Below are 21,217 nucleotides of genomic sequence, written 5' to 3'. Positions count from 1 at the left end.
CCGGCATGGCTGCTAGAATGCCCGGCTGTTTTTCGGCGTCGGCGCCAGCCGGCCATCCCGGGAGCGGATGGACACGCCAGCGCGGGGCATGAGGCAACGCCCGCATCCATTCTTCCCACGAGGGGCTTATGCACGACACCCACACCGAGCGCATGAGCGGCACCGAAACCCGCGCCGCCATGGGCCTGTCCCTGGTTTTCGCGTTTCGCATGCTCGGCATGTTCATGGTCCTGCCAGTCCTGGCCACCTATGGTCAGGACCTCGCCGGCTCGACCCCGGCACTGATCGGCCTGGCCATCGGCGCCTATGGCCTGACCCAGGCGATCCTGCAGATTCCGCTGGGCACCCTGTCCGACCGCATCGGCCGCCGGCCGATCATCGTCGTCGGGCTGCTGATTTTTGCCGCCGGCGCTGCGCTGGCGGCCAACGCCGATTCCATCTGGGGCATCATCGCCGGCCGCGTGCTGCAGGGCGCCGGGGCGATCTCCGCGGCGGTCATGGCCATGCTTTCGGACCTGACCCGCGAACAGCACCGCACCAAGGCCATGGCCATGATCGGCATGAGCATCGGCCTGTCGTTCGCCGTGGCCATGGTCGCCGGTCCTGTGCTGACCCACCTGTTCGGCCTGCACGGGCTGTTCTGGTTCACCTCCGGCATGGCGCTGGTGGGGCTGCTGATCATCCTCTTCGTGGTGCCGACGCCCGACCATCGCATGCAGCACCGCGAATCCAGCGTGGCCAAGCAGTCGCTGGTGCCGACCCTGAAGAACCCCGAGCTGCTGCGCCTGGACGTCGGCATCCTGGTCCTGCATGCGATCCTCATGGCCAGCTTCGTGGCCCTGCCGCTGGCGCTGGTCGAGCGCGCCGGCCTGCCCAAGGAAGAGCACTGGTGGGTCTACCTGACCGCGCTGCTGGTGGGGTTCTTCGGCATGGTCCCGTTCATCATCTATGCCGAGAAGAAGCGCCAGATGAAGCGCGTGCTCAGTGGCGCGGTAGCGACCCTGCTGCTCTGCGAGCTGTACTTCTGGGAGTTCGGCTACAGCCTCAAGGAGCTGGTGTTCGGCATCGTCGTCTACTTCACCGCCTTCAACCTGCTGGAGGCCTCGCTGCCGTCGCTGGTGAGCAAGGTGTCGCCGGCCGGCGGTAAAGGCACGGCGATGGGCGTGTACTCCACCAGCCAGTTCCTCGGCGCAGCCGTGGGCGGCATTCTCGGCGGCTGGATGTTCCAGCACGGTGGCCTCGACGGGGTGTTCATCGGCTGCGCGGTGCTGGCTGCCCTCTGGTTGGCGATTGCTGTTACCATGCGCGAACCGCCTTACGTGACCAGCATCCGCCTGCCCCTCTCGGAGGAGGCCCTGCGCGACGCAGAGCTGGCACAGCGATTCAAGGCACTGCCCGGTGTGGCAGATGTGATGGTGGTCGCCGAGGAAGGCGCCGCCTATGTCAAAGTGGATACCCAACAAGTCGATCGCATGTCCCTCGAGCGTCTGGCGCAAGCCGCGCCGGTGGCGTGCTGATCCTTCAGGAGAACGTCATGGCCCGTGGGGTTAACAAAGTCATTCTGGTTGGCAACGTCGGTGGTGACCCGGAAACCCGCTACCTGCCCAACGGCAATGCGGTGACCAACGTCACCCTGGCCACCAGCGAGAGCTGGAAGGACAAGCAGACCGGTCAGCAACAGGAACGCACCGAATGGCACCGCGTGGTGTTCTTCGGTCGCCTGGCGGAAATCGTCGCCGAGTACGTGCGCAAGGGTTCGCAGATCTACGTCGAAGGCAGCCTGCGTACCCGCAAGTGGCAGGGGCAGGACGGCCAGGACAAGTACACCACCGAGATCGTGGTAGACATCAACGGCAACATGCAGCTGCTCGGCGGTCGTCCGGGCGCCGGTGGCGACGACGCCCCGCGCGCTCCGCGTGAGCCGCAGCAGCGTCCGCAACAGGCTCCGCGCCCGGCCCCGCAGCAGCAGGCTCCGGCCCCGCAGCCGGCTCCGGACTACGACAGCTTCGACGACGACATTCCGTTCTAAGCGTCGGATCGGTCTCAAAGAAGCCCGGCATTCCCCTTGGGGATGCCGGGCTTTTTCATTTCCGTTTGTAGGAGCGCTGCTAGGCGCATGCCAGCCCCGTAGGATGGGTTGAGGCACGAAACCCATGCGGCGACTGGTGCGGCGCACACGATGCCCGGCCTGGGCGTCTTCCAGGGCAGCATGGGTATCGCCTTCGGCTCAACCCATCCTACGAATCGCAAGGCCTAGCCTTATCCGCCGCTGCCAATCGCACTAGGCAGATCAGCGATACCAGCGCGGCGTATACACCCAGTCGCCGCCGTCGGCGCGGGGGAAGCGCCGGGTCAGCGAAGAACCGATGATCACCAGGGTGCGCATGTCGACCATCTCCGGCCGCAGCTCGCCGAGGGTCAGCACCCGCAGCGCCTCGGCCGGGCGGCCGATGTCGCGGCCGAGCACCACCAGGGTTTCCGGCGCACGGTGTTCGCGGACGATTTCCAGGGCGCGGCCGAGCTGCCAGGGGCGCGCCTTCGAGATCGGGTTGTAGAAGGCCATGGCCAGGTCGGCGAGCCCGGCGTGGGCCAGGCGCTTCTCGATCATGTCCCAGGGCTTGAGGTTGTCCGACAGCGAGATCAGGCAGAAGTCATGCCCCAGCGGTGCGCCGGCCTTGGCAGCCGCGGCAAGCGCGGCGGAGACGCCGGGCAGCACCTCCAGCTCGACGTTGTGCCATTGCGCATCGCTGCTCTCGTGCAGCGCTTCCATCACCGCTGCGGCCATGGCGAACACCCCGGGGTCGCCGGACGAAATCACCACCACCTTGCGTCCGCTCGCCGCCAGCTCGAAGGCATGGCGGGCGCGCTGCATTTCCTCGCGGTTGTCGGTGCAATGGCGCACCTGCTCCGGGCGCAGCGGCTCGGCCATCTTCACGTAGGTCTCGTAGCCGAGCAGGTCTTCGGCTTCATCCAGCGCGCGGCGCACGGCCGGGGTCATGTGCTCGGCGGCGCCGGGACCGAGGCCGATCACGCTGAGGCGACCGCGCGGACGACCGATGACAGCGGCCTGCTCTGGGGAATCGGCGAGGCGCAGACGGATGCCGTTCTGGCTCGAATGCACGGGCGGTAATACGTCTTCGGCGATGAAGCGCAGCGGTACACCGAGCGCCCGGGCGACCTCACCGAGATGCGCATCGGCCATGTGCTCGCTCGGGGCGAGCAGGGCGGCGAGGGCGGCCGGGGCAAGATTCGCGGCGGCCAGGGCGTTGTGGACAAGCGCTTCCAGATTGCCGGTGGGCGCTTCGATTTCAGCGAGCACGCAGCGCGGATGGATCAGCAGTTCATCCCGCTGCGCCGGGCCCGCCTCGCACGTCACCCGCACGCTGCGCCGGGCATCCTCGGCCAGCGGTAACTTCGCGTCGGCCAGCCAGGGCGCTTCACCTTCTATGCGCAGGCTTTCGCCACCGAGCAGGTCGGCGACGAAGCGCTTGCCCTGTTCGATATCGGCCAGTTCGTAGCCGGCGGGCGGCTCCAGCAGGCAGGTGCCGAAGCGCAGCTCGCCGCTGGTGGTGATGGCGGGAGCCACTTCCAGTGCGGCGGCGATCTCGCGCGCCAGGCGGTTCACCCCGGCCAGGCCACCGAGCAGCGGCACCACGGCGCTGCCATCTTCGGCGACGGCCAGTACCGGCGGCTCGGCGCCTTTCTCCTGCAGCAGTGGCGCCAGGCTGCGGATGACGATGCCGGCGGCGCACAGGGCGATGAGCGGGGTGTTGCCGCGGTAGAGCGCACGCAGGGTGTCGCCGAAGTCCTGGTAAAGCTCGTCGGCGCCTTCGGCGCGGCCCTGCAGGCCGTGGATGCGCGCCTGTGGATAAAGCGCCTGCAGGCGTTTCGCGGTGGCCAGGGCGCTGGCGCCGAGGATGACGATGGCGGGGGAGGCGTTCATCAGCCGCGCCACCTTTCGCCGGGAATCACCACCATGGAGAAGTAGGGCGAGGCCATCGGGTCGACTTCGTCCAGCGGCACGATGCGTTGTTCCCGCATGGTCGCGCGCTCGACATAGTGCGCGCCGTCGTCGCGGCCCAGTTCGCGCAGCACGCGGCGGACTTTGTCGAAGTTGCGCCCAAGCTTCATCACCACTGCCGCATCGGCGCTGGCCAGACGCTGCTTCAGCTCGTCTTCCGGCAGCACGCCGGAGAGCACCGAAAGGCTCTGGTTGCGGTACACCAGCGGCACGCCAAGCACCGCCGCGCTGCCCAGCATCGAGCACACACCCGGCACTACTTCCGCCGGATAGCGCTCGGCCAGGCGGTCGTGCAGGTACATGTAGGAGCCGTAGAAGAACGGATCGCCCTCGCAGATCACCGCGACGTCGCGGCCAGCGTCCAGGTGGCGCGCGACCTGCTCGGCGGCGGTGTCGTAGAAGTCGCTGATCACGCCTTCGTAGGTAAGCGGCGGCTCCAGCTTTTCGGTGGTCACCGGGTACACCAGCGGCAGACGCTCCTGCGCCTCGCCCAGGTGCTGTTCGATGATGCCGAAGGCATTGCCGCCGTGGCCCGCGTGGTGCTTGGCCTTGGCCACGAAGTAGGCGACCACGGGCGCGCTCTGCAGCAGGCGCAGGGCCTTGAGGGTGATCAGCTCGGGGTCGCCGGGGCCGACGCCGAGGCCGAGCAGGCGGCCAGTCATCATTCCACCTCCGTGGCCAGGGCGTTCACCGCGGCGGCGGCCATGGCGCTGCCACCGCGACGGCCGCGGACGATCACGTAGGGCACGCCGCGGCTGTCGGCGGCGAGCAGGTCCTTGGATTCGGCGGCGCCGACGAAGCCCACCGGGAAGCCGAGGATGAGCGCCGGTTTCGGTGCGCCGGCATCGAGCATTTCCAGCAGGTAGAAGAGGGCGGTCGGCGCGTTGCCGATCACCACCACGCTGCCTTCCAGGTGCTCGCGCCAGTGCTCCAGGGCGACCGCCGAGCGGGTGTTGCCCAGCTCGCGGGCCAGCGCCGGGACATCGGCTTCGTTGAGAGTGCAGATCACCTGGTTGTCAGCCGGCAGGCGTGCTCGGGTGATGCCTTCGGCGACCATGCGCGCATCGCAGAGGATCGGCGCGCCCTTGGCCAGGGCTTCACGGCCAGCCGTTCCTGCTCCGGGGGAGAAGCGCAGCTCCTGCACCACGTCGACCATGCCGCAGGCGTGGATCACCCGTACGGCGAGTTTTTCCAGGTCGGCGGGGATGGCCGAGAGATCGGCCTCGGCACGGATGGTGGCGAAGGAATGGCGGTAGATCGCCTGGCCATCGCGGATGTAATCAAGCATCGGGAATCACTCCGGGATCGCGCAGCCGGTCGGCGGCGGCGTCGAGGGAAAGGTTGCGCGCCAGCGGCTGGCCGAAGCCGGCCACGCTATTGGCGCGACGGAAGAGGTCGTAGCGGCCGTCGGCGACTGCCAGCAGGGTGAAGGGCGCGACATGGGCGGCGGCGCAGGAGCGCGGGCAACCGCACAGGTGCACGCCGGTCGGCAGCGGCGCTTGCAGGCGCTCGGCCAGGCGCAGGGCGTCGCCCTTGGTGTCGGCCAGGCCACGGGCGCAGCCGGTCGAGCCGCTGCAGGCGATCAATCGGGACAGCGGCTGCTCGGCCGAAATGGTCAGGCCCAGGTCAGCCAGTGCGGCGAGCACGGCATCGGCGCGCTCGTTCGGAATGTTCGGCAGCAGCACGCCCTGCCAGGGCGTGAGGCGCAGGCTGCCGTCGCCTTCACGCTCGGCCAGATCGGCGAGCGCACGCAGCAGTCGGCTGTCCAGGCGGCCGAGCACGAAGCCGGCGCCGATGCTGCACGAGCCTGGCTGGCGCTGCGGGCGAACGCCGAGCTGGGCGAAGGGCTGCACCGGCTGGCGCCGCCAGTTACCCACAGCGGCACCGCGTTGCAGCGGGACGTCGAGCTGCTCCAGCAGGCGTTCGGCCGGTGTCGTTTCGAGGAGTTGGCGCATGCGCGCCTGGCCTTCGCCGGACAGGTCGAGGAACAGGTTCAGCAGCGCTTCGACCAGCGCCGGTACTTGCTCGGTAGCAACAGCGGCGAGGGCCGGTTGATCGTCTGCATGAATTGGCGGGCAGCCCGCGAGGCCGAAAGCAAAACGCCCTTCGTCCATGGCCGAGAGCCAAAGGTCGTGGGGATGTTCGAGCATCGCCAGGCTTTCGCCGCCGTCCAGTTGCAGGGCGAACTTGGCCGACAGGGCGTGGAAGCGCGGATTGTCCTGCAACAGGTCGAGCAGACGCTGTGCCAGTGGCGTGACGTCCCGCTGCATGGCCGGATCGATGCCGGCGGCGGGGCTGAGCAGCAGGTTGCGCACGTCATCGGCGGCGGCCACGCGCGGGCCGAGCCCGGCGGCGAGCAGGTCGGCGGAAAGCGCTGCTTCGGCGCCGGCATGCACGCCACGAATCTGCAGGTTTGCTCGATTGGTCGCTTCCAGCACGCCATCGGCATGACGCTCGGCGGCAGCGGCTATGACGCGCGCGGCGACGGCGTCGAGACGCCCGCCGGGCAGCTTGATGCGGCAGATGCCGCCATCGCGCGAGGCGACGATGCGCAGCAGCCCCGGGCAGGCCGAGGGGCGGATGGCAGTGGATGGGGCAGGGGACGGGCGCTGCACAGGGTCACCAGGGCTGGGTCGCCGTGACCATGCGGATCGCCCCGGAGGGCGACCTCACAACACCGATACACCCCGCTCGATGTCTGCACGTGCGACTGGTCTCGTCGGCAGGTCTCCTGGCTGGCAGGTCCTCATCCAGCGCGGCCTTCCCGGTTGCCCAGTGGCCAATTCGCGCGGACTCGCTGCTTACAGTTGCGGGGGCAGCCACGGTTGGTCCCGTGTTCCCTCTTCGGCCCTGATGGGCACCGACGAAGCGCGTATTATGCCCGCTTTGTCCGAATGCTGGAAAAGCCTGCCCGTCGGATCGGTGGGCAGCGAGATCGAGGAGTTTCCATGACAGCCTGGCTGACCATCGTCGGCATCGGCGAGGACGGCTATGCCGGCCTCGGCAAGGCCGCTCGCCGCGCGCTGCTGGCGGCCGGCGTGGTATTTGGCGGCGAGCGCCAGTTGGACCTTTTGCCGCACTGCCTGAAGGCCCGCCGCGTGGCCTGGCCGAGTCCCTTCGACCTGGCGCCGCTGCTGGCGCGACGCGGCACGCCGACCTGCGTGCTGGCCAGTGGCGACCCGATGTTCTTCGGCATCGGCGCAACGCTCGCGCGGCAGCTGCCGGTGGAGGAGATGCAGGTGCTGCCGGCGCCGTCCTCGGTGAGCCTGGCCGCTGCGCGCCTGGGCTGGCCGCTGCAGGAGGTCGAGCTGCTGTCGCTGGTCGGGCGTCCGCTGGCGGCGCTCAATTCGCGCCTGCATGCGGGGCGTCGCCTGTTGCTGCTGAGCAACGACGGCCGCAGCCCGGCAGCGGTTGCGGCGCTGCTGCGTGAGCGCGGTTTCGCGCCGAGCCGGCTGAGTGTGCTGGAGCACCTGGGCAGCGAACGCGAGCGGCGCATCGATGGTTTGGCTGCCGATTGGGCGGTCGACGAGACGGCTGCGCTCAATGTCATCGCCATCGACTGCGTGGCTGGCGTGGATGCCAGGCGCCTGCCGCTGACGCCCGGCCTGCCGGACGACGTCTATCGCCACGACGGCCAGCTGACCAAGCGCGACGTGCGCGCCGTGACCCTCGCGCGCCTGGCGCCGGAACCGGGCGAACTGCTCTGGGACGTTGGCGCCGGCTGCGGCTCCATCGGTATCGAGTGGATGCGCGCGCACCCCAGCTGCCGTGCCATCGCCATCGAGGCCGACGAAGGGCGCCAGGGCCATATCGCGCATAACCGCGATGCCCTCGGCGTACCCGGTCTGCAACTGGTGGCGGGGCATGCGCCCGAAGCGCTGTACGGCCTCGAAGCGCCGGATGCCATCTTCATCGGCGGCGGCGTCACCGTGTCGGGTGTGCTGGAAAACTGCTGGGCGAACCTGAAGCCGGGCGGGCGCCTGCTCGCCAACGCCGTGACCCTGCAGAGCGAAGCGATGCTGGTGAGCTGGCGCGAGCGCCACGGCGGCGAGCTGGTCCGCCTGCAAGTGGCCCAGGCACAAGCGCTGGGCAGCTTCGACACCTGGCGCGCGGCGCTGCCGATCACCTTGCTGGCGCTGCGCAAACCGTGAGTGGCAAGCGCGTCCTGCTGCTCGGCGGTATCGGTGAGGCGCTGTCCATCGCCCGTCGCCTCGGCCCGCAACACCTGTACAGCCTCGCCGGCCTGGGCAAGGTGCCGGACGACCTGGCCTGCCAGGTGCGCGTCGGCGGCTATGGCGGCGCCGAGGGGCTGGCGCAGTTCATCGTCGAGCAGGGCTACGACCTGCTGCTCGACGCCACCCATCCCTACGCGGCGCAGATCAGCGCGAACGCCGCGCGCGCCGCGCAGCTGGCCGGTGTGCCCTGCTGGGCGCTGCGCCGTCCGGGCTGGCAGGCTGGTGCTGGCGACGACTGGCGCGAGGTGCGCGACTGGGCAGCGCTGATCGAGGCGTCGGCGCCATTCCGCCGTCCGCTGTTCACCCTGGGTCGCGAACCGCTGGAGCACCTGCACGAGATCCCCGCCGAGCAGTTCTGGACGGTGCGCTGCCTGCAGAACCTGCCGGGCACCGAACGCGCCGAAGTGCTTGGCGCACGCGGCCCCTTCACGCTGGAGGGCGAGCGCGAGCTGTTCGAGCGCCTGGGGACCGATGTGCTGATCAGCAAGAACAGCGGCAGCCAGGCCACCGAGCCGAAGCTGCAGGTGGCGCGTGAGCGGGGGATTCCGGTGCTGATACTGGCGCGTCCCGAACTGCCGACGGTGGACCGGCAGTTCGAGGGCGTCGAAGAGATGTGGGAGGCGTTGGGGCCTCTCGTCAACGAATAACGAGCGCTTCAACCGCAGCCTGGGGAGCGGCGTATGACCGCGAAGGGTCATACGCCGCTCGGTTAGCTAACTAGCTGGCGCCGCGGTCGTCGCCGGGCTCAGCGTGATTGCCGTGATCGTCTCCGGCCTCGGCGTGATTGCCATGGTCGTCTCCGGCCTCGGCGTGATTGCCATGGTCGTCACCGGCTTCGGCGTGGTTGCCGTGGTCATCGCCGGCTTCGGCATGGTTGCCATGGTCGTCCCCGGCCTCGGCATGGGTACCGCTACGGCCGCTGTTGCCGGCGCTGTCGCCGCTGTGGCTGCTGCCGCTGTTGGCACTGCCGTGACCGCTGTTGCCGCCGCCATGGCCGCTGCCACCGCCACTGCTGCCTCCACCGTGGCCGCCACCATTGCCGCCGCCGCTGCCACCACCGCCGTGACCGCCACCACCGCCACCGCTGCCACCGCCGCCGTGACCGCCACCGCCGCCGCCGCTGCCACCACCGCCATGGCCGCCACCACCGCCGCCGCTGCCGCCACCGCCATGGCCGCCACCACCGCCGCCGCTGCCGCCACCACCGTGGCCGCCTCCGCCTCCGCCTCCGCCGCTACCGCCTTCCCGCGCCTCGGCGCTGGACAGCGGCGAAAGATTGTCGGGCAGCCAGGAATGAGCCGCTACCAGTGCGCCAGCAACGGCCAGGACCAACAGGCTTTTTTTCAACTTCATGGGAGTCTCTCCATTGGCTTGGGGGCACGAGGCCCGATCCGGGGCTCACATGCTCTGGGTCCACTGACGGCCCTCGTAAAGAGCGGCCAGTGATTGCGGAACACGCCAGGAGGGCGATCGCGCCGACCGGTCGTCGGGCGGCGACGTTTCACTGGCTGGCCTGCTGCAGCGCCGGCTTCGTGGGGGCGGCCGGCGGCATGGGGTTTTCGAGGTAGGTGAGCAGCGCTTCGACGTCCGTTTCGCCCAGCCCCATGTTGGGCATGGCCACCTGGTTGAACTGCTGGTAGAGCGCGCTGGCGATCGGGTCCTGCTCGGCCAGCATGCGGTCCGGCTCGCGCAGCCAGCGGCTGAGCCAGGCGCGTTCGCGGCGCTGGGTAACGCCGACGAGGTCCGGGCCTATGGCCTGGCGCAGGGCATTGGCGTCGGCGCCCAGGGAGTGACAGGCGGAGCAGCGGGTGCGGAACAGCTGCTCGCCGTGCGAGGGCGTGCGCAGCTGGGGCGCGTCGGCGTAGCTGTTGGGCTTGGCGCTGGCCACTTTCCAGTTGTGCAGCTCGTTGCCCAGGCGGTCGGCGAGGATGTACGGATTCTCGAAGGGCGAGACCTTCATCCATTGCCCGGTGGCCTGGTTGCCGATGATCAGGCTGAGGTTGTGCTGGCTCTTGTTCTGCGGGTCGATCCGCGCGTCGAGCAGGCCCAGGCGCTGGCGCAGTTCGGTGATGGCGGCGAAGTCGCCGGTGAGGAAACGCCACCCGGGCCCGACGTGGAAGCGCTCGGCGTAGGCCTTGAGCACTTCCGGGGTGTCGGCCGCCGGGTCGATGCTGATGGAGTAGAAGAACAGGTCCTTGCCGACCCGGTCGCCCAGCAGTTTCTGCACCTGGCGCAGGCGCGCGGTCTCCGCCGGGCAGGTGGCCGAGCAGCCGGTGAAGATGAAGTTGATGGCCACCACCTTGCCGGCGATCAGGTCGTCGAAGAAGCGCAGGTGCCGGCCGTCCTGGTCGACCAGCTCGGTGTTGGGGAAGTAGTCGCGGCCCCAGGGGCCATCGCCCTCGGCGGCCGCCATGTGGCAGACGGCCGCCAGGAGCAGTAGCCAGGGCTTCAGCCACCGGGCCGCGCTTTTCACGGCTGCGCCCCGCTGTTGCTGGTGACATCGCCGGTACGGAAGGTCGGCAGGGCGACGGAGCCGGCGTATTCGACGCCATCCCAGGTCGGCAGCGGCGTCGGCATCAGCTGGAACTGCCCGGGGAACTCGATATCCCAGCGCAGCAGCATGGAGTTGTCCTCGTGCTGGGTGTTGTGGCAGTGCTCCATGTAGGTGCCGGCGAACTCGCGGAAGTGGATGGCCATCTGCACTTCCTGTTGGCTGTCGGCGTCCTCGCCAATGCGGTAGACGTCCTTGCGCGCCCACTTTTCCCACTCCGGCGGCGCCTTGCCGCCACGGCTGAGGACGATGCCTTCCTCGAAGTGCACGTGCACCGGGTGGCTCCAGCCGTTGCCGCCGTTCTGGATCTTCCACACCTCGAGGGTGCCGTCACCGCTCCAGCCCGCGTCGGTCGGCCCGTTGGCCAGCTGCGGCGCGGCGGAGACGCGCAGCGAGTTCATGCTGAAGCCCAGGCCGCCGTCGGTCTTGATGGTCCAGGGCGCTTCGTCGGTGCCGTCGGAGCGGCCGAAGATGAAGGTGCGATGGCGGGCCTGGGCGAGCTTCGCCTTGTCGGCCGGGTTGTCGCGGTCGAGGGTCAGCGGAATCATCTTCTTGCCGGCGGGCTTGCCCGGCTTGGCCGGCTCGTAGGCCACCGGGTCGAGGCTGAGGTCCTGGCCGCTGTAGGGTTTGACGATGAACTGCATGACCAGGCCGACGCCGGGGTCGCCTCTGTCCCATTGCGGGCCCTTGCTGCCCTGCTTGATGACCGCCTTGTACTTCTCCGAGAGCACGTCGGCCAACGGCACGTCGCGCTTGGTGCCCTTGCCGGTGTCGTGTTCCTTGAGATTGACCAGGTAGAGCTTGTCGCCGGGCTTGATGCCGTTGCGGGAGAAGTTGACCAGGATGTCGTAGCGCTCGGCGATGCCCTGGGTCGGCAGGATGGCGTTGTTGTTGCTGCGGTCGCCGTCGCCATCGAGGTCCATGCTGCCGTCGAAGGGCACCGCGTGCTCCATCAGGTTGCCGTCGTTGGCGACCATGTGGAACGGCACCCGCGCATAGGTCAGGTTGGAGCCGGAGGGGCCCTGGAACTCGCCGCCCTTGCCGTTGATCTCGCGGACCAGGGCAAGCTTCAGGTAGCGCGACACCGAGCCGTTGAGGATGCGGAAGCGGTAGTTGCGCGCGCGCACGTTGAGGTAGGGCTTGTACTCCCAGTTGGTCAGCACCTGGTCGCCGAGGAAGCCGTCGGTGTTGAACGGGTTGAACCACAGCTGGCCGCTCTGATCCCAGGCCTTGTCGGCGATCACCAGGTTGACGTCGTAGTCGCGGTTGCCCCAGGCCAATGCCGAGCCGCTGGGCAGGCGCAGGTTGACGCCGTCGTCGATGGCCTCGTTGCCGCGGTCCAGGGCGCTGTAGTAGTTCATCATCGCGGCGTTGCCCTTGTAGACGTTCTGCGCGGTGAAATCGAGCATGTGGTCGTGGAACCAGTGGGTGCTCATGGTTTCGCGCCAGTCGCCGCGGATGTTGATGCGGCCGTTCTGGCAGGTCTTCAGGCCTGGTTGCTCGTCATACACCCAGAGGGTTTCGCCGGGGGCGCAAGGGAAGGCCGCGCGCGGGTCCTGGGCTCGGGTGTTGATGCTGTCGTAGCCGGCCAGCTGGATCGGCCAGCGGTAGTCGTAGTACTGCCCGGGGAAGAAGAACGCCGCGGTATAGCCGTCGCTTTCCGCCGGGGTGTGGCCGTTGTGCTCGTGGGTGCTGATGGTGTGCAGGCCGAAACCGCGGTTGGCCGCCGGGTCGATCGGCAGGGCGTTGTAGTGGCGCATCAGCAGCGGCTGGCCGTAGCGCACCATGAGCAGCTTCGGCGGCAGGGTGCCGTCGAAGGTCCACACCGAGTTGTGGTCCTGGATCGGCATCAGCGGGTGGATGCGGATCGGGATGCCCTTGGTTGTGCCGTCGAAGCCCTGCGTACCCGTGGTGTTGTGGTAGAGCCCGCCAGGCGCGAACTCACCGACCGCGTAGTGGTGCATCTGCCAGGCGTCGCGCACGCCGCCGTTGGCGCGTGCGCCGGCCTGCACGGTCTTGTACGCGGCCTGCGGGTAGAACTCGTTCCAGCGCTGGTGCGACCAGCCCTTGCCCGGTGGCCGGCCCTCGGCGGGCGAACCGATCGGCTGGCGGTTGAGGAAGTCCTCGATCGGCCGCTTCCAGGGGTTGCGGTCGAGCACGTTGGCGAACTGGCTGGGGTAGGGCGTCAGCCCCGGCTGCTTGAGGAAGGCGTCCAGTGCGCTGCTTGCCGGGCCGCTGCGGGCGACGCTGAGCGGGTCCTGCTCGGGAGCCGGGCCAACGGTCGGCAGCGGGAAGGTCAGGGGGCCGGGCGGGGTCGTCGGGTCCAGTTTCACCGGGCCGAATTCCTCGAACAGCAGCATCTGCTGGGTGAACGGCTGGGCGCCGAACAGGGGGCTCGGCTTGCCGTTGGTGGGGTAGTTGAACGAGGTCTGCTGCAGCGGCGGCAGGACGTTCTCGGTGCGCGGCGTAGTGCGGTCGCCCTCCACGCCGTTGGGCAGGTCGAAGGCGCCCTGGTTGGCATCCGGGGTGTTGGCCAGTTCGGCGGCCGCGTCGACGTCGTTGGGGACGTCGCGGAAGTAGGAGACATCGTTGTCCGGCGGCTGGCCGAAGTCGTCCAGCGAGGAGGCCTGCAGCGCCGGCGCGGCAGCCAGGATCAGGGTGCAGGAGAGGTTCCTGAGACGGCGTGAGGGAACCCTGGGGCGTTGTGAGTTCATGTTCGGCTTCCTTCGCTTCGCGAGCGGATGGGTCGACGTAGCGATCCGCGGTGTACGGAACGGCCGCGGGTGTTTCTGGTGTTGGCGAAGGGGCCGTCGCAAAGCTCGCGCCACAATTTGCAACAAATTGCCTGGCGCGCCGCTGGCCTAGTGCCATGCGGCTTGCAGGAGAGAGTGAGGAAGAAGTGAGGGGGAACGCGGCTGGGGATATTGCCCCGAGCCCGGGGGATCGGCGGCCCGCTGGCGGGGAATCAGCGCAGCGCCAGCGAGCCGATGGGCTGGTACTCGGCGCCCAGCTTTTTGGCCAGCAGGCGGGCACGGCCGAGACGCACGGGGCCGCTTTCGATGTCCACCAGCAGCGTCGGGCAGGGCAGTGGCGACAGGGGGGCGCTGTCGCTCAGGCGGCCGTCGGTGAGGATCAGCAAACGCTGGTTTTCACCAGGCTTGTGGCGCTGGCGCCGTTGCAGCCAGTCACTGGCCTGGGCGAGTGCTTCGGGGAGCGGCGTGCCGCCGCCGGCGCCCACTTCGCGAAGCCAGTCGCGCAGCTCTCGCGAGGCTTTCTGGCCTTGCCACAGCCAGCGCGGTTCGCTGCCTGCGGCGTGCAGCACGGCGAGGCGTGCGCGCTTGCGGTAGGCTTGCTCGAAGACGTTTGCCAGCAGGCCCTTGGCCTGGCTCAGCGCGCCGTGGCGGTGGGTGCTGGCCGAGGCGTCGAGCAGGACCAGCCAGAGTTCCTGGGGCCGCGCGCTGCGGGCATGCCAGCGCAGATCGTCGCGCTTTCGCGGGCGGCCGTGGCGCAGCGTCGCCGGCCAGTCGATGCGCAACTGCGCGCCGTCGCGGCGGGCGCCGCTGCGGCCGCCGGCGAGCTGGCCGGGTCTGGGGTTGGCATCCGCGCCTGGGGCCGGGCGCGGGCGGATGCTCAGGGCTTTTTTGGCCAGCGCGGCAATTCGCGCGCGGCGCCCATCGGCACGGCGCGGGCGGGCAGTTCGCCCCACTGGCCGTCGCCCTGATTGCCTTGCTGCGGTTCGTTGGCGCTCGGTGCTTGCGCGGATGGCGGCTGGCTCTGCGCGGGCGGCGAATGACGGCGGCGGTGGGCCAGGGCGAAGGGATCGAGCGCGTCGATATCCACCGCTTCGATGCGGTCGGCGCCGCGCCAGGCGGCATGCGCGCGGGCGCCCCGCAGCCAGACCAGATCGGCGCGCAGGCCGTCGACGCCGGCGGCGTAGCAACGCTCGGCAATCGCCTGCAATGCGTCGTCGTCCAGCGGGATGTAGGCCAGGCGCTGGCGCGCGTCGCTGCAGCGCTGGCGCAGGGCCTCCTGCTCGGCTTGCCAGCGTGCAAGGAAGGCCTGCGGATTGGCATCGAAGGCCAGGCGGCGGCGGACGATCTCGGCGCGCTCGGCCGGTTGCGGGGTGCTGTCCAGCTCGACCTTGAGGCCGAAGCGGTCGAGCAGTTGCGGGCGCAATTCGCCTTCCTCGGGGTTCATGGTGCCGATCAGCACGAAGCGCGCCGGGTGGCTGTGCGACAGGCCATCGCGCTCGACGTGGTTTACCCCGCTGGCGGCGACGTCCAGCAGCAGGTCCACCAGGTGGTCGGGCAGCAGGTTCACCTCGTCGACGTAGAGCACGCCGCCGTCGGCGTTGGCCAGGATGCCCGGCGAGAAGCGCGCGCGGCCTTCGCCCAGTGCGGCATCGAGGTCGAGGGTGCCGACGATGCGCTCTTCGCTGGCACCCAGCGGTAGGGTGACGAAGCGCCCGCCATCGAGCAGGTCGGCGACGCCGCGGGCCAGGGTCGACTTGGCCATGCCGCGCGGTCCCTCGATCAGCACGCCGCCGATGGCCGGGTCGATGGCGGCCAGGCACAGCGCCAGTTTCAGGTCGTCGGCGGCGACCACGGCGGCGAGGGGGAAGTGCGCTTGCATCGGGTTTACCTGTGGCGGGCGTGAGAGGGCGAATGGTAGCGAAGGCGGAAGGGTCGGGCGACCGTTGCGGATCGGTCCGATAGACAAGAGTGATTGAAAGCCCTGCGGCGATGCAGTAAGTTGGCCCTCAACTTGTGGAGATAACCATGTCGTCCAGCCTGTCCATCCAGTCCCTCGCTCGCCTCGGTGCCATCGGCTCCGTGGTCGCTCGCGCGCAGGTTCTGGCTGCTGCGGCCGGTTATTTCTTTTATGGGTATTGGTTTAGCCACAGGCGCGCCTGATACCCCACAGGCGCCCTAGCAAGCAGGGTCGCCAACCAGACAGATTCACGAAACCCCGGTCGGCAACCCGACCGGGGTTTTTGTTTTTCCGGCCCACAAGGCCAACACACTTCAAGCACAGGATCGAAACATGACCGCTTACACCACCTACCGCTATTACCGCACCTCCGACTGGCGATTTAGCAGCCGCGCCGCTGCCACACCCGAACGACTCAGTCGAACACTCAGATAGCGCCGCGCGCGGCAGATGACCGCGCCGGCCAAGGATGCCCACCGATGAACTCTTCCGTTTCCGCCCTGATCCGCCACGACCTGCCGCAGTCCGCCGAAGTCCTCGACCTGCCGCTGCCCTCCGCTCGCCGCCGCGAACAGCCGCTGCCGAGCCCCGCCGAACTGCGCCAGCGCCTGCCGCTGCCTGCCGCCATTGCTCACCAGGTCCGCGAAGGCCGCGAGGCCATCCGCGCCGTCCTCGATGGTCGCGACCCACGCCTGCTGGTGGTGGTCGGCCCGTGCTCCATCCACGACCCCGAGTCCGCCCTCGAATACGCCGACCGCCTGGCCGCGCTGGCGCCGCAGGTGAGCGACCAGCTGCTGCTGGTGATGCGCGCCTACGTCGAGAAGCCGCGCACCACCGTCGGCTGGAAGGGCCTGGTGTACGACCCGCAGCTGGATGGCAGCGGCGACATGGCCGGGGGCCTCGTGCTGTCGCGCAAGCTGATGCTGGGCATGCTCGAACGCGGCCTGCCGATCGCCACCGAACTGCTGCAACCGCTGGTGGCCGGCTACTTCGACGACCTGCTCGGCTGGGCCGCCATCGGTGCGCGCACCAGCGAGTCGCAGGTGCACCGCGAGATGGTCAGCGGGCTGGATCTGCCGGTGGGCTTCAAGAACGGCACCGACGGCAGCATCGGCATCGCCACCGACGCCATGCGCTCGGCGGCGCACCCGCACCAGCACTTCGGCATCGACCCGCAGGGCCGGCCGTCGCTGGTGCAGACCCAGGGCAATCCGGACACCCACCTGGTGCTGCGCGGCGGCCACGGCGGGCCGAACCACGATGCGGACAGCGTGCGGAAGATCCGCGAAGGGCTGGAGAAGCTGGGCATCGCGCCGAGCATCATGGTCGACTGCAGCCACGCCAACAGCGGCAAGGACCCACTGCGCCAACCGGCGGTCCTGCAAAGCGTGCTCGACCAGCGCCTGGCCGGCGACACATCCCTGCGCGGGGTGATGCTCGAAGGGCACCTGTTCGACGGCTGCCAGCCGCTGTCCGGCGAGCTGCGCTACGGCGTCTCGATCACCGACGGCTGCCTGGGCTGGAGCGGTACCGAGGCGTTGCTGCTGGATGCGGCGGAGCGGTTGCGTCGCGGCTGAGCGGTGCCGTAGGAGCGGATCTTATCCGCGAAAATCCTGGCGCCGATGCAACCTTGTAGGAGCGCGCCATGCGCGCGAATCGCGGACAAGGTCCGCTCCTACAGGGGCGTCGCGTCATGGTGTACATCCGCGAGCGGTTGTGCGCCCTACGGTCGATCCGTGCCGCGTAGGAGCGGATCTTGTCCGCGAAAATACTGGCACCGATGCGACCTTGTAGGAGCGCGCCATGCGCGCGAATCGCGGCCATGGGCCGCTCCTACAGGGGCGAGCGGACTCCGTCGATGATACGGATCGCGGATGAATCCGCTCCTACGAAGAACCGGTCGGCGCTATTGCTCCTCGCTGTCCACCAGGATGTTCTCCAGCGCCTCGCGGTATTCGCCGGGCTCTTCCCACAGCCCGCGCTGCTGCGCTTCGACCAGCCTTTCGGCGATGTCGCGCAGGGCTTCGGGGTTGTGCTGGCGGATGAATTCGCGGGTGTCTTCGTCGAGCACGTAGGCATCGGTGAGCAGCTGGTATTGGTGATCGTCGACCAGTTCGCTGGTGGCGTCGAAGGCGAACAGGTAATCCACCGTTGCCGCCATTTCGAAGGCGCCCTTGTAGCCGTGGCGCTTCATCCCGGCGATCCACTTCGGGTTCACCGCGCGGGCGCGGACGACGCGGCCGATCTCTTCCTTCAGCGTGCGGATGCGCGGGTTGTCCGGCTGGCTGTGGTCGCCGTGGTAGCTGGCGACACGGCGGTCCTGGATGACTTCCGCCGCCGCCAGCATGCCGCCCTGGAACTGGTAGTAGTCGTTGGAATCGAGGATGTCGTGCTCGCGGTTGTCCTGGTTGTGCAGCACCGCCTGCAGGCCCTCCAGGCGACGCGCGAAACCTTCGCGGGCCGGCGTGCCTTCGTCGCCGGCGCCGTAGGCGTAGCCGCCCCAGTTGAGGTAGGCAGCGGCGAGGTCGGCGCGGCTTTCCCAATTGCGTTCCTCGATCACGCCTTGCACGCCGGCCCCGTAGGAGCCGGGTTGCGCACCGAAGATGCGCCAGCCGGCCTGGCGTCGGGCGTTTTGCTCCTCCACTCCGCTCGCTTGCAGTTGCGCGCATTCGGCGCGCACGCGGGCGGCCAGCGGGTTCATGTCTTCCGGCTCGTCGAGCGCGGCGACTGCTTGCACGGCTGCGTCGAACAGCCGGATCAGGTTGGCGAAGGCGTCGCGGAAGAAGCCGGAGACGCGCAGGGTCACGTCCACGCGCGGGCGGTCGAGCAGGCTCAGCGGCAGGATCTCGAAATCCTCCACGCGCTGGCTGCCGGCCTGCCACACCGGGCGCACGCCCATCAATGCCAGGGCCTGGGCGATGTCGTCGCCGCCGCTGCGCATGGTCGCCGTGCCCCACACCGAGAGCCCGAGCTGGCGCAGGTGGTCGCCGTGGTCCTGCAGGTGGCGTTCGAGTAGCCGGCTGGCGGACTGGAAGCCGAGGCGGTAGGCGGTTGGCGTGGGCAGGTTGCGCACGTCGACGGTAAAGAAGTTGCGCCCTGTGGGCAGCACGTCCAGACGTCCGCGACTCGGCGCGCCGCTGGGCCCAGCGGGAACGAAGCGGCCTTCCAGCGCTGCCAGCAACTGGCCGATCTCGTTGTCGCCGCAGGCATCGAGCAGCGGCGCCACCTGTTCGCGCAGCTGGCGCAGGACTTGCGCGCTGGCCTCGCCAGGCGTTGCCAGGTCGTTCTCGATCAGCAGCAGGGCGAGCAGTTCCAGGCGCTCGCGGGTATCGCCGTTGCTGCGCCAGGGCTCGTCGCTGACGACGGCCAGCAAGGCCGGACGCGGGCCTTCCCAGGCCTCGGCGAAATTGCAGTCCAGCGGATCGCGGCCGAGCTTCAGGTCCTCGGCAAGCGCGCGCAGCAAGCTCGCGTTCGCGCCGCGACCATCGCCGCGCGGAATGCGCACCAGCGACAGCAGCGTGTCGCGGCGCAGCTGGCCGACCGGCGATTCGCCGAACACGTGCAGGCCGTTGCGGATCTGCGATTCCTTGAGGTCGCACAGGTAGGCGTCGAGCTGCGGCAGCCAGCTGTCCTCGTCGTCGTTCAGCTGCAGGCCGAGCTCGCGGTCGAGCGCGGCGGCGCGCACCGCGTCGAGGATTTCCCCGCGCAGCTGTTCGGCGCGGCGCGGGTCGAGCAGCGAGGCGTCGTAGTACTCGTCGGCCAGGCGTTCGAGGTCGCGCAGCGGGCCGTAGTTTTCCGCGCGGGTCAGCGGCGGCATCAGGTGGTCGATGATCACCGCCTGGCTGCGGCGCTTGGCCTGGGCGCCTTCGCCGGGGTCGTTGACGATGAACGGGTAGAGGTTCGGCAGCGGGCCGAGGATCGCGTCGGGCCAGCATTCCTCGGACAGGCCGACGCCCTTGCCGGGCAGCCATTCGAGGTTGCCGTGCTTGCCGACATGGATCACCGCATCGACGCCGAATACCTCGCGCAGCCAGAAGTAGAAGGCCAGGTAGCCGTGCGGCGGGACCAGCGCCGGGTCGTGGTAGATGGCCGCCGGGTCGAGCTGGTAGCCGCGCGCCGGCTGGATGCCGACGAAGGCCAAGCCGAAGCGCAGGCCGGCGACCATCATGCGACCGCCACGGAACATCGGGTCCTGCTCGGGCTCGCCCCAGCGCTCGCGCACGGCTTGCTGGTTGGCGGCCGGCAGGCGGGCGAAGCAGGCGAGGTAATCGTCCAGCGCCAGGCTCTGTGCGCAGGGGCGCAGGTCGAGGCTGTCGAGGTCGTTGCTGACGCCGCCGAGCAGGCTGTGGATAAGCGCGGTGCCGTCTTGCGGTAGGCCGGCAAGCGGATAGCCCTGGTCTTCCAGCGCACGCAGGATATTCAGCGCGGCGGCCGGTGTGTCGAGGCCGACGCCATTGCCGATGCGGCCGTCGCGGGTCGGGTAGTTGGCCAGGATCAGCGCCACGCGCTTGTCGGCGTTGCGCTTGCGACCAAGGGTGATCCAGCGCCGCGCCAGCTCGGCGACGAAGTCCATGCCCGGCAAATGGGGCAGGTAGCAGACCACGTCGCTCTGGCTGCGCTCGCTGCGCCAGGCCAGGCCCTTGAAGCTGATCGGGCGGGTGATCAGGCGGCCGTCCAGCTCCGGCAGCGCAATGTGCATCGCCAGGTCGCGCGGCCCCAGACCCTGCGGGTTGGCGCGCCACTGTTCGAGGTTGTCCAGCGAGCAGATGGCCTGCAACACCGGCACGTCGCGGCGGAATGGCCGGGCTTGCGGTGCCTCGGGATTCGACTGGGCGAAGCCGGTGGTGTTGATGATCAGTTCGGCGTCGGCCTCGTCCAGCAGTGCTTCGGCCTGCTCCAGGCAGGCGCCTTCCTTCAGGCTGGCCACGGCAATCGGCAGCGGGTTGAGCTGTTGCGCGCGCAGGCGTTCGCAGAAGGTGTCGATGAAGCCGGTGTTCGCCGCTTGCAGGTGAGTGCGATAGAACAGCAGCGCGGCGACGGGCCAGTCCGCATTCCACTCGGCTTGCCAGTGGGCGAGGGTGGCTGCTGCCTGCTGCGGATGATGCAGCGCCACACGCGGCAAGGTGCGCGGTTCGCGCCACGGATAGTCGCGCTCCAGGTACTGCGCGGCCAGGCAGGCGAAGAACTGCCGGGCGTTGTCCAGGCCGCCCTGGCGCAGGTACTGCCAGAGGCGTTCGGCTTCTTGCGGCGACACAGTGCAGAGCGCGGCCAGCTCGGGATCGGGCTTGTCGTCGCCGGGTGCGAGGATCAGCGTGGCGCCGCGCTCGGCCAGCGCTACCAATTGCTCGATGCCGTAGCGCCAGTAGCCGACGCCGCCGTGCACCGATATCAGGATGACCTTCGCGTGCTGCAGCACCTCGTCGACGTAGAGGTCCACCGAGGCGTGATTCTGCAGCTGCATGGGGTTGGCCAGGCGCAGGCTCGGGTAGTCCTCCGGCAACTCGCGGGCGGCCTCGGCAAGCAGCGCGAGGTGCGAGTCGCCGCTGCAGAGAATGACCAGCTCGGCGGGCGTCTGGGCCAGGTGGGCGATGCCGTCGTCGGGGACGAAGCCGCCGGGTTGGGTGCGCAGCAGGTGCATGGGCGTGCTCGGTTGTGGCTCTTCGTAGGAGCGAGCTTGCTCGCGAACCAAACCCGCTGCTG

The 21,217-nt window shown here is 69.2% G+C and carries 16 protein-coding genes and 1 riboswitch; of the genes, 6 read left to right on the top strand and 10 right to left on the bottom strand.

Annotated elements, in window-relative coordinates:
- Nucleotides 1-128 precede the first annotated feature (128 nt).
- Both ACA097_RS09140 and ssb read left to right on the top strand, forming a co-directional pair.
- Nucleotides 129-1,517: an MFS transporter gene (locus ACA097_RS09140; protein WP_160285722.1), complete on the top strand. Its 1,389-nt coding sequence runs from the start codon at nucleotides 129-131 to the stop codon at nucleotides 1,515-1,517.
- A 17-nt stretch (nucleotides 1,518-1,534) separates the two neighbouring features.
- Complete coding sequence (ssb, locus tag ACA097_RS09135) at nucleotides 1,535-2,029, top strand: single-stranded DNA-binding protein (RefSeq protein WP_043248969.1); 495 nt, start codon at nucleotides 1,535-1,537, stop codon at nucleotides 2,027-2,029.
- 261 nt (nucleotides 2,030-2,290) lie between these two features.
- Here ssb and cobJ read toward each other — a convergent pair whose 3' ends face one another.
- The 4 genes from cobJ to cobG are packed head-to-tail and all read right to left on the bottom strand — an operon-like array spanning nucleotide 2,291 to nucleotide 6,636.
- Nucleotides 2,291-3,943, bottom strand: coding sequence for a precorrin-3B C(17)-methyltransferase (gene cobJ / locus ACA097_RS09130; RefSeq protein WP_371369893.1), 1,653 nt, complete (start codon nucleotides 3,941-3,943; stop codon nucleotides 2,291-2,293).
- Nucleotides 3,943-4,686 (bottom strand): precorrin-2 C(20)-methyltransferase, encoded by a 744-nt coding sequence (locus ACA097_RS09125; protein WP_371369891.1) that lies wholly within the window; start codon nucleotides 4,684-4,686, stop codon nucleotides 3,943-3,945. The genes cobJ and ACA097_RS09125 overlap by 1 nt, the downstream gene beginning before the upstream one ends.
- On the bottom strand, nucleotides 4,683-5,309 hold the full coding sequence (locus tag ACA097_RS09120; RefSeq protein ID WP_371369889.1) for a precorrin-8X methylmutase: 627 nt from the start codon (nucleotides 5,307-5,309) through the stop codon (nucleotides 4,683-4,685). The genes ACA097_RS09125 and ACA097_RS09120 overlap by 4 nt, the downstream gene beginning before the upstream one ends.
- Nucleotides 5,302-6,636 (bottom strand): precorrin-3B synthase, encoded by a 1,335-nt coding sequence (cobG, locus tag ACA097_RS09115; protein ID WP_371369887.1) that lies wholly within the window; start codon nucleotides 6,634-6,636, stop codon nucleotides 5,302-5,304. Before cobG ends, ACA097_RS09120 begins: the two co-directional genes overlap by 8 nt.
- 88 nt (nucleotides 6,637-6,724) lie before the next feature.
- A riboswitch (cobalamin riboswitch) is annotated at nucleotides 6,725-6,901 on the bottom strand.
- Nucleotides 6,902-6,969: 68 nt separating this feature from the next.
- Between cobG and cbiE the strand changes: the two genes are divergently transcribed.
- Nucleotides 6,970-8,172 carry a precorrin-6y C5,15-methyltransferase (decarboxylating) subunit CbiE gene (cbiE, locus tag ACA097_RS09110; RefSeq protein ID WP_371369885.1) on the top strand — a complete coding sequence of 401 codons (1,203 nt, stop codon included), beginning with the start codon at nucleotides 6,970-6,972 and terminating at the stop codon, nucleotides 8,170-8,172.
- On the top strand, nucleotides 8,169-8,903 hold the full coding sequence (locus ACA097_RS09105; protein ID WP_371369883.1) for a cobalt-precorrin-6A reductase: 735 nt from the start codon (nucleotides 8,169-8,171) through the stop codon (nucleotides 8,901-8,903). Before cbiE ends, ACA097_RS09105 begins: the two co-directional genes overlap by 4 nt.
- Nucleotides 8,904-8,973: 70 nt before the next feature.
- Here ACA097_RS09105 and ACA097_RS09100 read toward each other — a convergent pair whose 3' ends face one another.
- From ACA097_RS09100 to ACA097_RS09080, 5 genes are all read right to left on the bottom strand, one after another.
- Nucleotides 8,974-9,609, bottom strand: coding sequence for a hypothetical protein (locus tag ACA097_RS09100; protein WP_371369881.1), 636 nt, complete (start codon nucleotides 9,607-9,609; stop codon nucleotides 8,974-8,976).
- Nucleotides 9,610-9,757: 148 nt separating this feature from the next.
- Complete coding sequence (locus tag ACA097_RS09095; RefSeq protein WP_371370500.1) at nucleotides 9,758-10,669, bottom strand: SCO family protein; 912 nt, start codon at nucleotides 10,667-10,669, stop codon at nucleotides 9,758-9,760.
- 56 nt (nucleotides 10,670-10,725) lie between these two features.
- On the bottom strand, nucleotides 10,726-13,521 hold the full coding sequence (locus ACA097_RS09090) for a multicopper oxidase domain-containing protein (protein WP_371369879.1): 2,796 nt from the start codon (nucleotides 13,519-13,521) through the stop codon (nucleotides 10,726-10,728).
- A 251-nt stretch (nucleotides 13,522-13,772) separates the two neighbouring features.
- Nucleotides 13,773-14,456 carry a VWA domain-containing protein gene (locus tag ACA097_RS09085; RefSeq protein ID WP_371370499.1) on the bottom strand — a complete coding sequence of 228 codons (684 nt, stop codon included), beginning with the start codon at nucleotides 14,454-14,456 and terminating at the stop codon, nucleotides 13,773-13,775.
- Nucleotides 14,438-15,439: an ATP-binding protein gene (locus tag ACA097_RS09080; RefSeq protein WP_371369877.1), complete on the bottom strand. Its 1,002-nt coding sequence runs from the start codon at nucleotides 15,437-15,439 to the stop codon at nucleotides 14,438-14,440. The genes ACA097_RS09085 and ACA097_RS09080 overlap by 19 nt, the downstream gene beginning before the upstream one ends.
- 146 nt (nucleotides 15,440-15,585) lie before the next feature.
- Here ACA097_RS09080 and ACA097_RS09075 point away from each other — a divergent pair, with 146 nt between their 5' ends.
- Complete coding sequence (locus tag ACA097_RS09075) at nucleotides 15,586-15,720, top strand: hypothetical protein (protein WP_269090803.1); 135 nt, start codon at nucleotides 15,586-15,588, stop codon at nucleotides 15,718-15,720.
- Nucleotides 15,721-15,996: 276 nt separating this feature from the next.
- Nucleotides 15,997-17,094: a 3-deoxy-7-phosphoheptulonate synthase gene (locus ACA097_RS09070; protein ID WP_371369875.1), complete on the top strand. Its 1,098-nt coding sequence runs from the start codon at nucleotides 15,997-15,999 to the stop codon at nucleotides 17,092-17,094.
- A gap of 329 nt (nucleotides 17,095-17,423) precedes the next feature.
- Here the strand turns inward: ACA097_RS09070 and cobN are convergent, their stop codons facing one another.
- A complete protein-coding gene (gene cobN / locus ACA097_RS09065; RefSeq protein ID WP_371369873.1) occupies nucleotides 17,424-21,155 on the bottom strand; it encodes a cobaltochelatase subunit CobN in 3,732 nt (1,243 codons plus the stop codon).
- Nucleotides 21,156-21,217: the final 62 nt, after the last annotated feature.

It is taken from the genome of Pseudomonas sp. QL9 (assembly GCF_041409665.1).
Taxonomy (GTDB): Bacteria; Pseudomonadota; Gammaproteobacteria; order Pseudomonadales; family Pseudomonadaceae; genus Pseudomonas; species Pseudomonas knackmussii.
The sequence above is the reverse complement of the archived record's forward strand: the minus strand, read 5'-3'. Positions and strand labels throughout refer to the sequence as shown.

Coding starts and splice junctions, on each gene's coding strand:
- ACA097_RS09140 (WP_160285722.1), top strand. CDS start 129: ATGCACGACACCCACACCGAGCGCATGAGCGGCACCGAAACCCGCGCC.
- ssb (WP_043248969.1), top strand. CDS start 1,535: ATGGCCCGTGGGGTTAACAAAGTCATTCTGGTTGGCAACGTCGGTGGT.
- cobJ (WP_371369893.1), bottom strand. CDS start 3,943: ATGAACGCCTCCCCCGCCATCGTCATCCTCGGCGCCAGCGCCCTGGCC.
- ACA097_RS09125 (WP_371369891.1), bottom strand. CDS start 4,686: ATGATGACTGGCCGCCTGCTCGGCCTCGGCGTCGGCCCCGGCGACCCC.
- ACA097_RS09120 (WP_371369889.1), bottom strand. CDS start 5,309: ATGCTTGATTACATCCGCGATGGCCAGGCGATCTACCGCCATTCCTTC.
- cbiE (WP_371369885.1), top strand. CDS start 6,970: ATGACAGCCTGGCTGACCATCGTCGGCATCGGCGAGGACGGCTATGCC.
- ACA097_RS09100 (WP_371369881.1), bottom strand. CDS start 9,609: ATGAAGTTGAAAAAAAGCCTGTTGGTCCTGGCCGTTGCTGGCGCACTG.
- ACA097_RS09095 (WP_371370500.1), bottom strand. CDS start 10,669: ATGGCGGCCGCCGAGGGCGATGGCCCCTGGGGCCGCGACTACTTCCCC.
- ACA097_RS09090 (WP_371369879.1), bottom strand. CDS start 13,521: ATGAACTCACAACGCCCCAGGGTTCCCTCACGCCGTCTCAGGAACCTC.
- ACA097_RS09080 (WP_371369877.1), bottom strand. CDS start 15,439: ATGCAAGCGCACTTCCCCCTCGCCGCCGTGGTCGCCGCCGACGACCTG.
- ACA097_RS09075 (WP_269090803.1), top strand. CDS start 15,586: ATGTCGTCCAGCCTGTCCATCCAGTCCCTCGCTCGCCTCGGTGCCATC.
- ACA097_RS09070 (WP_371369875.1), top strand. CDS start 15,997: ATGAACTCTTCCGTTTCCGCCCTGATCCGCCACGACCTGCCGCAGTCC.
- cobN (WP_371369873.1), bottom strand. CDS start 21,155: ATGCACCTGCTGCGCACCCAACCCGGCGGCTTCGTCCCCGACGACGGC.